The following is an 11,545-nucleotide window of genomic DNA, read 5'->3' on the forward strand; positions in this document are numbered from 1 at the left end:
CTAGGGATGCACACCTGTCAAGAGGCGGTTGTGCAGCGGAGACGTGCGGGGCGACCGAAGCGCCGCCCCGTCGCCGGGGAGCGCTCAGGTGAGCGCGAGGATGGAGCTGGTCCGGTGATGGGCGACCAGCTCGGCCAGCTCGGGCTCGAACTCCGCGACGATCTGCTTGACGCGGAACTCGGCGAGCGGCCCGAGGGTGTCGTAGATCTCGACGAAAAGGTCTCTGGCCTCGGCGCGCGGCCAGTCGGCGGGCAGCAGCTCCGCCGGCAGGTCGGGGTCGTGGTTGGGGAACGTCCGCCAGGTGTCCATGATCCCCGTACGCGCCACCAGCGCCTCGGACGCGCCGACCACGCCCTTGCGTACGCGTTCCAGAAGGGGCGAATATCGGGCCACGAACTCCTCGTAGGTGCGCCGGAGCTGGTCGAAGTCCCATGCCTCCCGGGGGGCGCGCATGCCCGCGAGATCCAGGGCCTCGGCCCGGAAGATCGTCGACATCGGGATCTCCAGCTCGGCGAGCACGGCCGCCGCGCTGTCGGCGTCGGCGGTGGGCGAGACCCACAGCCCGTCGTAGAGCGGGGCGAAGCCGAGCCAGCGCAACCTGGCGCGCAGCGTGTGGCGCAGGTCGCGTTGTTCCTCGGAGATGGAGAACGCCGCCATCACCCATCTCCCGTCCCACGCGCCCTGCTCCAGGCCGAAGGACATGATCCGCTGCCGTCCCTCCAGCATCACGGCGGCGGCCCGATCCGTCAGGCGATAGTAGGTGCGCCGCCCGACCTTGGACGACACCAGCAGATCTCGCCTGGTCAGGCGGCTGAGCGCGGCCCGGGCCGCGACGGCGGAGACACCGAACTCCTCGGTCAGCCGCACCAGGGCCGCGGACGGCAGTTGCTCGGGCCTGCTTATCCAGTAGTCACCGAGGAGCGTCGTGATCAGGTGTTGCGGGGGTGCGCCCACCTGGAAGCGCGGGAAGTCGAGGTCCTCTACCTCGGACCTTTCAGGATCATTCACACCTGGAGTATATGGACAACGCTTGATCGTACGCTCGTTATCAGACTGTCATGCTTTCGAGCGACATGAAGCCGCACCGCAACGGATCTCCGCCACGACCGCGGCCACTGGTGCCGCAATCTACCCGAGGTGCCGCGACAGCCGCATCAGCCGAGGGACCCGCCGGCGAGGAGATCCAGGCGGTCGCGGTCCGTCGTCTCGTCGAAGTTCGTGTGACGGCGTATCGCCGGCGACTCCAGAGCGGACACCTGCGCGAAGGTGTGGTGCGCGGCCAGACCGGCCAGCTCCGGGTCGAACTCGGCGAGGATCTCGCGGAACCGCCGCTCCGCCGGTTCCCCGAGCGAGTCGTAGATCTGCACGCACAGCCGCCTGGCCTCGTCGCGCGGCCAGCCGGCGGGAAGCAGCTCTGCGGGGAGATCGGGGTCGAGCGTGGGGAACACCCGCCAGTCGGTCATGATCGCGGTCCGCAGCCGCAGCGCCCCGGCGGGGCACGGGACGGACACCGCCAGCCGCTCGGCGACCGGCCGGTGGGCGTCGATGAAGCGCAGGTAGCGTTCGCGCAGCGCGGCGATGTCGAAGGCGCGGTCCAGCACCGGGTCCAGGTCGTCGTCGGCGACCTTGCGGGCCCGGAACACGACCGCCCCGCGCACGCCCAGCCTCCGCACGAGGTCGACGACGTCGTCCGTCCTGTCGTGCGGGGACACCCACACCGCGTCGAAGATCATGCCGAAGTGCAGCAGGCGCAGCCCGTCGCGCAGCGCGCGGCGGGTGTCCCGCTGGTCCTCCGGCACCGAGAACGTGACGACCGTCCACTGCCCGTCCCAGCACGGCGTGGTGGCGCCGAACGTCAGCAGCCGGCGCATGTGCGCCACGATCACGTCGTACGCCCGGGGCGGCAGTCCGTACGCGGTGGTGCGCCCGTTGCGGGAACTGGCCAGCAGCCCCCGCGAGGCGACCCGCCTCAGGGCGGCGCGGGCGCTGGTCGCGGTGATGCCGAACTCCTCCAGCAGCCGGACCAGCGCCGCGGACGGGATGTGCTCCTGCCGCCAGAACCAGTAATCGCCCAGCAGCGTGGTCAGCAGCCGCTGGGGTTCCGCTCCTTGCCGGGCCCTGGGCAGGGAGCCGGGCTCCGGCGACGCGGCGACCCGGCGTCCCTCCATCGTCAGACTCCTCAGCCGGTGTAGGTGCCCCGGCCTGCCACGCCCGGAACAGGGGCGCGCTCACCGGGCTCGACCTGCGTGAATCTTACGTCACCCGGCTCCCGTCCGGGCTCTTCCCTGTGGTCTCGGCCGCGGTCCCGCGGCGCAGGGACGGCGTTCGCGCGCGCTGTCTCCCCGCCTGTCACCGCGCGGGAACGTGCGGACGCAGGAAGCGGCCGGGGGTGTAGTGGACGAACTCGGCGGTGCCCAGGTCCGGGTTCTCGGCGGTCAGGCGTGCGGCCAGCTTGCCGAGCCGATGGGCGTCGGCGTCCGTCCAGCGGCCGGTGGCGACCCGGTTCTTCAGAGTCTGCACCGCGGCGACGAACTCGGCTCCGGTGTAGCGGCAGTGGCCGGGCCTGTCGACGAACGCCTGGCGCAGCATCGCGCCCTTCCCCGCGCGCCGCACCACGTCGGAGTAGGCGCGGGCCTGGGTGACGGTGGGGTAGTTGTCGCCGCGCTCGTGCATCGTCAGGACGGGGACGCCGAGCGAGCCGCGCGGGGTGAAGTAGTTCTCCATGTAGGTGACCGCGCCGGGGTCGGCGGAGACGCGCGGCGCCGCCGCCAGGGCCGCGAGGTCGGCGTCGAGGTTCAGCCCCGCGCTGTCGTAGAGGGCGCGCACCTGCGTCATCCGCCCGGACTCCCGCAGTTCCCGGCGGTAGTCCACGCCCGTGTTCCAGGAGAAGTTCCCGCCCGCGCGCTGTTCCAGGGGATAGCGGGGAGAGAACACGGTCGCCATGAACGCCGCGTACTCCTGGGCCTCCTGCCCCGCCCAGTCGCGCGCGGCCGGTTCGGCGGTGCCGGTCACCGACCAGGTGGAGACCTGGGCGAAGGACGCGGCGAGGGCGATGCGGGCCCGGCCGGCCGGAGTCCGCTGGGCGGCGTCCAGGACGGCGCGGGCGGCGGTGGTGCTCCGCGTCTCCTCGTCGGCCGAGGCCAGCCGGACGAGCTTCACCGCGTCGTCGCCGGGTGCGAGCAGCGCCTTGAACGCGAAGGCCGCGTCGAACGACTGGTTGAGCATCGCCACCGGCCCGGCCACCGAGGCGCAGTAGGGCAGCGCGCCGTCGATCAGGTCGGGCCGGCGTTCGGCCAGGCCGGCCGCGATGGCGCCGCCCATCGAACCGCCCCAGGCCAGGGTGGTCCCGGGCTTCCCCGCGACCCCGGCGAACGCGGCGAGCGTGTCGGCGGAGGCCTGCAAAGTCTCCTCGACGGCCCAGCCGCTCCCGTAGGGCCGGGTGCCGGCCAGGGCGTACCCGTGGGCCAGCAGCCAGCTCTGCGCTGCGGTGTTGCCGCCGAGTTCGGCCGGCAGGTGCTGCGGCCCGGCGCCCTGGCCGTAGCCCGGGCTGAACGTCAGCACGGTGCCGTTCCAGTCGCGCGGGACCTCGATCGCGTAGGTTGCGCCGCTCGGGTGGACGCCCGTGACGCTGATGGGACCGGCCTGGCCGGACGCCGCCGATGCGTGCGACAGGCCGGCGGCCGGTGGGAGGGCGAGTGCGAGAGCCGTGGCCGTGAGCGCCGTCACGGCGCGGGCCGCCCGATTGATCACTGAACGGGGATTGATGTCCGCCTCCTGGGGTGGGAAGCTACTGCGACGCGAGACGCGCAACAGTTCGATGAACGGTCGTCCGAAATTCGCCGCCAATAACATTCGGCAGTAATCCTACGGTCGTCACAGAACTGTTGACAATGCTCTTGGGCCTGCTTACTTTGGCCCGACCACCTGCATGTGAGGAGCCTCGATGTTCCGGAAGTCAGCTCTCGGCGTCGTCGCGGCGGGTGCCGCGATCGCACTCCTGTCCGCCTGCGGTGCCGGCCCCGGAAGTACCCGCAGCGCGTCGGCCGACGGTGGCCGGCCCGACGAGCTGGTCTTCGCCGCCATCCCGTCGGAGCAGAGCGACAACCTCGAGGCGTCGTTCGCCCCGATCGTCTCCGCGCTGCAGAAGGACCTCGGCGTCCCGGTGCGGTTCCAGGCCGTCACCAGCAACGCCGCCGTCGTCGAGGCGCAGGTCGCCAAGCGCGTGGACGTCGCCGTCTACGGAGCCTTCAGCTACTACCTGGCCCGCAGCCGTGCCGACGTCGAGCCCGTCGCCGTTCCGCTGGCCGCCCCGGGCGGCGACCCCGGCGCGTACGCCTACGGGGTGACCCGCGGAGACGACAAGAGCATCGCCTCACTCAAGGACGTCGCCGGCAAGGACGTCTGCTTCACCGATCCCGGTTCCACCACCGGCTACCTGCAGCCCCTGGCCTCGCTGCGGGAAGCCGGCGTCGACGTGGACAAGGACGTCAAGAAGGTCTTCACCCACGGGCACGACACGGCGGTCGCCTCGCTGCTGGCCGGCGACTGCGACATCGCCTTCGTCGGCGACGTGTTCATCGACCAGCTGCTGCCCGCCCGCGGCCAGCTCAAGCCGGGGCAGGTCACCAAGGTCTGGACCTCTCCGCTCATCCCCGGGCCGCCGATCGTGGTCGGCACGTGGCTTCCGCAGGACGTCCGCGACAAGATCACCAAGACGGTGACCGGCCTGACCGCCACCGGCGCCGCCTCCGCCGGGCTGTGCGAAGGCAGCGAGATCAAGGGCCCGAAGAACTGGGGCCAGTACGCCGACGCGACGGCCTGCACCCTCGGCGCCTCCACCGCCTGGACGTTCGTCAAGGCCACCGACGCCACCTACCAGCCGATCGCGCGCATCTGCGAGATCACCAAGGCGGAGGTGTGCACGTCCGGTGGCTGAGGAACCCGCCGTGATCGGCGATCTCGTGCTGCGGCTGTCGGAGGTCGGCAAGGGCTTCCACGGCGCCGCCGTGCTCGACGGTGTCTCACTGGACGTCCCGCAGGGGCAGTTCGTCGCGCTGGTCGGCCCCTCCGGGGCAGGCAAGTCCACACTGCTGCGCCTGGTCAACGGCATGCACCTGCCGGACAGCGGCACCGTGCGCACCCTGGGCGAGAACCCGGCCGCCTGCTCCCGGAGCCGGCTGCGCGCCCTGCGCGCCAGGGTCGGGTTCGTCTTCCAGCAGTTCGGCCTCGTCGGGCGGCTGTCCGCGCTGGAGAACGTGCTGATGGGGTCGCTGGCCACCCTGCGGCTGCCCAGGTATGGGGTGATGAGCTACCCACGCGCGCTGCGGATCCGCGCCGTGGAGCACCTGGACCGGGTCGGGCTGGCGGACCGGCGGTTCCAGCGTTGCGACACGCTCTCCGGTGGGCAGCAGCAGCGGGTCGCGGTGGCCAGGACCCTGCTGCAGAGCCCCGAGCTGATCCTCGCCGACGAGCCGGTCGCCTCGCTCGACCCGGCGGCGAGCGTACTGGTGCTCGAGACCCTCAAACGGATCAGCGCGGAAGACGGCATCTCCGTGGTGTGCAGCCTGCATCAGGTCGAGCTCGCGCTCGCCACCGCCGACCGGGTCGTGGCGCTGCGCGGCGGCCGGCTGGTGCTGGACGAGCCGGCGGCCGGCCTCACCGCCGAGCGGCTGCGGGAGATCTACGACACCGCGGGGGCCCGCGATGGTTAGCACCGCCCCCTCCACGCGCACCCCGGCCACGGCGGAGCCGGGTCCGCTGCGGCCGCCGTGGAGCGCCCGCGCCCTCATCGCGGCGGGGCTGCTCGTCGCCGCCGTGGCCGTCACCTGGCTGACGTTCTGGTGGATCGGCCTGTCCCCCGCCTCGCTGGCCGCGGGACTGGACGACACCGCGCGGCTGCTGCGCCGGATGTGGCCGCCGGACCTGCCCGGCGCCGGCGACGTCGCCTGTATGATCGCCGAGACGCTGCTCATCGCGGTGGCGGGCACCGGCCTGGCGGCGCTGGCCTCGGTGCCGCTGGCCTTCGTCGCCGCGCGCACCCACCGCGGTCCCCGCTGGCTGCGGCCGGCCGCCCGGGTGGTCGTCGTGCTGACCCGGGCCGTGCCGACGCTGGCCTTCGCGATCCTGTTCGTGCGGATCTTCGGCCTTGGCCCGCCGGCCGGCGCGCTCGCCGTCGCCGTGCACTCCGTGGGCATGATCGCAAAGCTGCTGGCCGACGCCGTCGAGGAAACCGACCCCGTTCCCGCCGAGGCGGCCCGCGCGTGCGGGGCGAGCGAGGTGCAGGTGGCCGTCTCGACCGTGCTGCCCCGCGTCTTCCCCGCGCTGACCGGCATCGTGCTGTACCGCCTCGACATCAACATCCGGGCGTCGGCCGTGCTCGGCGTCGTCGGGGCCGGCGGCATCGGCGTGGCGCTGCAGACCGCGCTGGGCAGCCTCAACTACCACAGGGCGGCGGGGATCATCTGCGTGATCGTCGTCCTGGTCCTGCTGCTGGAGCTACTGTCGGTGGCGGTCCGCCGCCGCACGGCCGGCCACGGCACACTCCCCCGCCGCACACTCCCCCGCCGCATCCGGGCCGGCCGTTCACCGGGGGACACGACGGGCACGGCCGCGCTGCCCGCCGGGCGCGCCCCGCACGACGTCGGCTGGGACCGCGGCCGGGTGCTGCGGGTGGCCGGCGCGGCCGCCACCGGGGTGGTCTTCCTGGCGTCGCTGTGGTCCCTGCACCCCGACCCTGCCCGCCTGTACGGCGCCTGGCCCAACCTACGGAGCGTACTCACCGGGATGTGGCCGCCCGCGTTCTCCGGCGACCTGCTCATGGCGGTGCTGGAGAGCCTGCTCATGGCGCTGGGAGCCGCCTCGGCGGGCGCCGCCTGCGGGCTGGTGCTCGCCCTGCTGACCGCCGTCAACACCACACCCTGGCGGCCGCTGTCCGCGGTGGTCCGGGTGCTGCTGGCAGTGGTCCGGGGCATCCCCGACCTGGTGTACGCGCTGCTGTTCGTGGCCGCACTGGGGCTCGGCCCGTTCGCCGGTTTCCTGGCGCTGTGGATCTCCTCCACCGCGTTGGCGGCCAAGTTCTTCGCCGACTCACTGGAACAGCTCGACCCGCTGCCGCACGAGGCGCTGACCTCGGTCGGCGCCCGCCGCTGGCAGGCGTTCGCCGCCGGGATCTGGCCGCAGTTCGTGCCATCGTTCACCGGCAACGGCCTGTTCGTGGCCGACCTGGCGCTGCGCGAGTCGGTCGTGCTCGGCATCGCCGGCGCGGGAGGCGTCGGCTACCTGATGCAGGAGTCCATCGCCACGCTGCGCTACGACACCACCGCCGCGATCGTCATCGCGATCGCCGTCGTCGTGTACGCCATCGAGACGCTCGCCCGGGTCGCACGCAGGCACCTGCTGTGAGCGGACGGGCTCATGACGGGAAGGAAAAGGACCTCACCATGACCACCACCGCCGACGGCCCCGGACGCGCCTCCGACTGGGACCCCACCGCGCCGGAGACCTTCGACAGCTCCCACGAGGTCTACGCCGGGCTGCGGCGACGCTGCCCGGTGCCGTGGAGCGACGCCTTCGGCGGATTCTGGGCCGCCACCCGCTACTCGGACGTGGTGCGGGTGGCCCGGGACAGCGCGACGTTCAGCACCGCGGTGCAGAACGTCGTCCCGCACGTGCCGCGCGCCCAGCGCCGGCCGCCGCTGCACTTCGACCCGCCCGAGCATGACATCTACCGCGCTCCGATGGACCGGGTGCTGCGCCGCAGCGTGGTGCGACGCCTCGAACCGGCCTTCGCGGAGGCGGCGCGCGAGCTGCTGGGGCCGCTGCTGGCCCGCGGCGGCGGCGACTACTCCCAGGAGTTCGCGCTGCCGTACGCGGCGCAGTGCTTCGCGCTTTTCCTCGGCCTGCCGGTCGGCCAGGTGCTGGAGATCCGCCGGATCGGCGTCGAGTACAGCTTCGCCATCCAGGAGATGGACCGGGCCCGGGTCCTGGCGGCGAGCGACGAGCTCTACGGGATCGCCCGGGCCATCGTCGAGGACCGCCGGGCCGACCCCCGCGATCCGGACGAGGATCTGGTGACCAGCCTGTTGCAGGCGTCCGGCGACCCGGAACGGCCCATCCCGTACGACCTGGTCGTGGCCACCGTCCGGCAGACCATCGTGGCCGGCATCGGGGCGCCGCACGCCGTGCTGGGCAGCGCCGCCGTCCACCTCTCCCGCGACCCCGCCCTCCAGGACCGGCTGCGCGCCGACCCAGGGCTGCTGCCGGCGACGATCGAGGAGCTGCTGCGGCTGTACGCCCCCTATCGGGTGTTCGCCCGCACCGCCACCCGGGACGTGGAGCTCGGCGGCCGCACGGTGCGCGCCGGCGAGGCGATCGCGATGATCTTCCCTTCGGCGAACCGGGACAAGGCGGTGTTCGACGACGCCGACCGGCTCGACCTGGAACGCCGCCCCAACCGGCACCTCGCGTTCGGCCGGGGCGCGCACCGCTGCCCCGGCGCGGCGATGGCCCGGCTGGAGATGACGGCCGCGCTGGGCGAACTGCTCGCCTGCACCACCCGTGTCGAGCCGGACGGCGAGGTGGAGATGTTCAACTGGCTGGAGTTCGGGCCCAGGTCGGCGCCGCTGCGCCTCGTCCCCCGCTGACGATCCCGCCCACGGAACCGCCGGCCGCGAGCACCGGCCGCCGGCGTCCGCCCGGCGCGACCATCGCCTTCGGCTGCCACCTCTCGGCTCGGGCGCAGCGGGGATGCAAACCGCGTCACACATGACGTTTACCGGAACCGGCGCCGCATGGACGTCGCTCGTCGGACCGTGGACCGGGCGCGTCGGCACGCCGCCGATCACCCGGCCACGGTCGGCGTCCGGTCGCCCGACCTTTGCGGGCGCGATCGGCCGCGTACCACGCGACGGCATGTCCGGGCCACACCGGCGTACGTCCCGGCCGCTCCACATCGCGATTTATGAAGTAATCAGGGGATTGACATTGATGACATAAAGCTGAACGATCGTCTCCGTTGGCGACGGCCATGTGCCTCACAACAGCTGCCAGGCGCCCTGCCGGCCATTCGCGGACCTCGTCGGGCCCCCGAGCCAACACCCCCTGCCCGTCCATCAACCGTGGAGGAAACGCAACATGCTTGCCCGCTCCATGACCGCGCGCACCCTGCTGGCGGCGACCGTGGGGGCGGTCGTCCTCGCCGGCTCCGGCGCGGCCGCGGCGTCGTCCGCCCACAATCCGCCACCGCCGAAGACCCCCTCGCCCGGCGCCTCGACGCGGGCCGTGCTGCCCACGGTGCGTGAGGCCGCCGAGGGGTTGCCCGGGCACACCGTCTACCGCCCGGCCGATCTCAAGGCACTGCGCAAGGGCAGCCTGCCCGTGATCGTCTACGGCAACGGCGCCTGCGCGACGAGCAACCTGGAGGGGATCACGTTCCTGACCGGGTTGGCCTCCCAGGGATACATCGTCGTGGCCAACGGCGGGCTGGACGAGTTCCCCGTCCCCAACACCCCCGAGAACACGATCGCGCACCCCGAGGCGCTCCTCGCGGCCGCCCACTGGGCCACCGAGTCGAAGCAGGCCCGCAAGCAGTTCGACGGGCGGGCGGACACGACGCGGGTCGGCGTGCTCGGCCACAGCTGCGGCGGCGTCGAGGCCCTCGCCGCCGGGACCGACCCCATCATCGACGCGGTCGCCGGGTTCAACACCGGATACTTCGCCGACCCGGCCTTCGGCGGCTACGGGCGCGACCGTCTCGCCGGTCTGCACACCCCGACGCTGCTGGTCAACGGTGGTCCCGACGACGTCGCCTACCAGAACAGCATCGACAACTACGCCCTGCTCAAGGTTCCCGCCGCACTGGTCAGCGACACGGCCGCCGGCCACACCGGCCTGATCGCGGGTCTCGAGGCCACCAAGGGCTGGCAGGTGGCCGCCGACTGGTTCGACTACGTCCTGCGCGGAGACCGGGCCGCCGGGGCGCGCTTCGTCGGCCCCGCCTGCGGGCTGTGCGGCGAGGACGGCTGGAAGGTCGAGTCGAAGGGGCTGTCGCTGTGAACCGCCGTAGAGTGACCGCGTGCCTGGCCGCCGCGCTGGCGGCCGTCGTCGGAGGCGGAACCGCCGCCGCCGCTGCCCCCGCCGGGGCTCCCGGCGGCACACCGTGCCTGCCGGACTCCCCCGCCCACCCGACGTGCATCAGCGGCACCCTCAAGGACGGCACGCCGTACGAGTTCGTCGTCCCGGCTGACTGGAACGGCACCGTGGTGGTCGCCCTCGACTTCGCCGGATCGGGCCGTAACGAGCCCCTGACCGCGCGATTGCTCGCCGACGGCGTGGCCCGCGGCGGGACGAGCCGGGCGATCACCGGCTGGGACATCCGGTCCGCCATCGACAACCAGGCCGAGGCGCTGGCCCGCTTCGAGCAGGCCTACGGCCGGGCCCGGTACGCGATCGACTCCGGGACCTCGATGGGCGGTTTCGTCTCCGCCGGCGTCGCGCAGGTCCACCCCGGCACCTTCGACGCCGCCGTCCCGATGTGCGGCGGTCTCGGCGGGTCGGTCGGCCAGTGGAACCAGAAGCTCGACACGGTCTTCGTGCTCGAGCGCCTGGTCGCGCCGGGGCTGCCGGTCGTCGACATCCCCGCGGACATCGAGTCGGCCAGGAAGGCATGGCTCGACGCCCTGGCCGCAGCGCAGCAGACTCCCGAGGGGCGAGCCAGGATCGCACTGGCGGCCGCGATCGGCCAGTTGCCCGCCTGGGGACGCAACCCCGACGGGTCCGTGCCGCCGCCTCCGGGCAGCGGGGACGCCGCGGCGCTGCAGCAGGGCGCCTACCTCGCGCTCGCCGGCGGGCCCCTGCCCTACATCGGGCAGGCCATGAGCAGCCGGCGCCAGATCATGGACGTCGTCGGCGGGAACCCGTCCTGGAACACCGGCGTGGACTACGACAAGCAGCTGGGCCTCGCCGATCCCGCCATGCGGCGTGCCGTCCGGAACCTGTACAAGGCGGCAGGCCTGGACCTCTCGGCCGACCTGAAGAAGCTGGCGGCCGCGCCCCGCGTCGCGGCGGACCCCGGCGCCGTCAAGCGCTTCTCACATGGCATCGTCCTGAACGGTGACCTGCGGATCCCCGTGCTGACCGTGTCCGGCACCGGTGACCAGATCTCCACCGTCGCCCAGCAGCAGTCGTACGAGGAGAATGTGCGCCGGGCAGGAGCGGGCTCCCTGCTACGCCAGACGTACACCGAGACCGTCGGCCACTGCGACTTCTCGCCTGCGGAGCAGGAGGCGGCGCTGATGACGATGCTCGACCGGCTGCGGAGCGGTCACTGGCCCGCGACGTCCGCCCCGGCCATGAACGCTCGTGCGGCGGCACTGGCGGCCGACCCCGCCCCCCGGTACGTCCCGTTCACCCCGCCCCGGTTCAACCGGCCCTATCCCGGCTGAGCCGCACGGAGCGCGGGCGCGGGGGGGCCGGCCCCCCCGCCCCGCCCCGACCCCCCCCCACCACCCAGGGGACGGGGGGGGCGAGGAACACCCGAACAACCACC

At 73.0% G+C, this 11,545-nt stretch carries 9 protein-coding genes; 6 read left to right on the forward strand and 3 right to left on the reverse strand.

Going from position 1 to position 11,545, the window contains the following annotated elements:
* Nucleotides 1-84: 84 nt before the first annotated feature.
* The 3 genes from AB0O28_RS22145 to AB0O28_RS22155 all read right to left on the reverse strand — a co-directional run bounded on the left by AB0O28_RS22145 (nucleotide 85) and on the right by AB0O28_RS22155 (nucleotide 3,750).
* Nucleotides 85-1,008, reverse strand: coding sequence for a PaaX family transcriptional regulator C-terminal domain-containing protein (locus AB0O28_RS22145; protein ID WP_363642971.1), 924 nt, complete (start codon nucleotides 1,006-1,008; stop codon nucleotides 85-87).
* A gap of 146 nt (nucleotides 1,009-1,154) precedes the next feature.
* Nucleotides 1,155-2,168 (reverse strand): PaaX family transcriptional regulator C-terminal domain-containing protein, encoded by a 1,014-nt coding sequence (locus AB0O28_RS22150; RefSeq protein WP_363642972.1) that lies wholly within the window; start codon nucleotides 2,166-2,168, stop codon nucleotides 1,155-1,157.
* Between the two features lie 181 nt (nucleotides 2,169-2,349).
* Nucleotides 2,350-3,750 carry a hypothetical protein gene (locus AB0O28_RS22155; protein WP_363642974.1) on the reverse strand — a complete coding sequence of 467 codons (1,401 nt, stop codon included), beginning with the start codon at nucleotides 3,748-3,750 and terminating at the stop codon, nucleotides 2,350-2,352.
* Between the two features lie 193 nt (nucleotides 3,751-3,943).
* Between AB0O28_RS22155 and AB0O28_RS22160 the strand changes: the two genes are divergently transcribed.
* The 6 genes from AB0O28_RS22160 (at nucleotide 3,944) to AB0O28_RS22185 (ending at nucleotide 11,441) form a co-directional block, all read left to right on the forward strand.
* Complete coding sequence (locus AB0O28_RS22160) at nucleotides 3,944-4,936, forward strand: phosphate/phosphite/phosphonate ABC transporter substrate-binding protein (protein ID WP_363642976.1); 993 nt, start codon at nucleotides 3,944-3,946, stop codon at nucleotides 4,934-4,936.
* Entirely contained in the window at nucleotides 4,929-5,711 is a 783-nt protein-coding gene (locus tag AB0O28_RS22165; RefSeq protein ID WP_363642978.1) for a phosphonate ABC transporter ATP-binding protein, read from the forward strand. The genes AB0O28_RS22160 and AB0O28_RS22165 overlap by 8 nt, the downstream gene beginning before the upstream one ends.
* Nucleotides 5,704-7,401: a phosphonate ABC transporter, permease protein PhnE gene (gene phnE, locus AB0O28_RS22170; RefSeq protein WP_363642980.1), complete on the forward strand. Its 1,698-nt coding sequence runs from the start codon at nucleotides 5,704-5,706 to the stop codon at nucleotides 7,399-7,401. Before AB0O28_RS22165 ends, phnE begins: the two co-directional genes overlap by 8 nt.
* A gap of 38 nt (nucleotides 7,402-7,439) precedes the next feature.
* Nucleotides 7,440-8,642: a cytochrome P450 gene (locus AB0O28_RS22175; RefSeq protein ID WP_363642982.1), complete on the forward strand. Its 1,203-nt coding sequence runs from the start codon at nucleotides 7,440-7,442 to the stop codon at nucleotides 8,640-8,642.
* Nucleotides 8,643-9,132: 490 nt separating this feature from the next.
* The gene (locus AB0O28_RS22180; protein ID WP_363642984.1) at nucleotides 9,133-10,053 is read left to right on the forward strand and encodes a hypothetical protein; all 921 of its coding nucleotides are present in this window, start codon (nucleotides 9,133-9,135) and stop codon (nucleotides 10,051-10,053) included.
* Nucleotides 10,050-11,441 (forward strand): hypothetical protein, encoded by a 1,392-nt coding sequence (locus tag AB0O28_RS22185; protein ID WP_363642986.1) that lies wholly within the window; start codon nucleotides 10,050-10,052, stop codon nucleotides 11,439-11,441. The genes AB0O28_RS22180 and AB0O28_RS22185 overlap by 4 nt, the downstream gene beginning before the upstream one ends.
* Nucleotides 11,442-11,545 lie beyond the last annotated feature (104 nt).

Origin of the sequence: Microbispora sp. NPDC088329 (genome assembly GCF_040685655.1) — a bacterium.
Lineage (GTDB): Bacteria > Actinomycetota > Actinomycetes > Streptosporangiales > Streptosporangiaceae > Microbispora.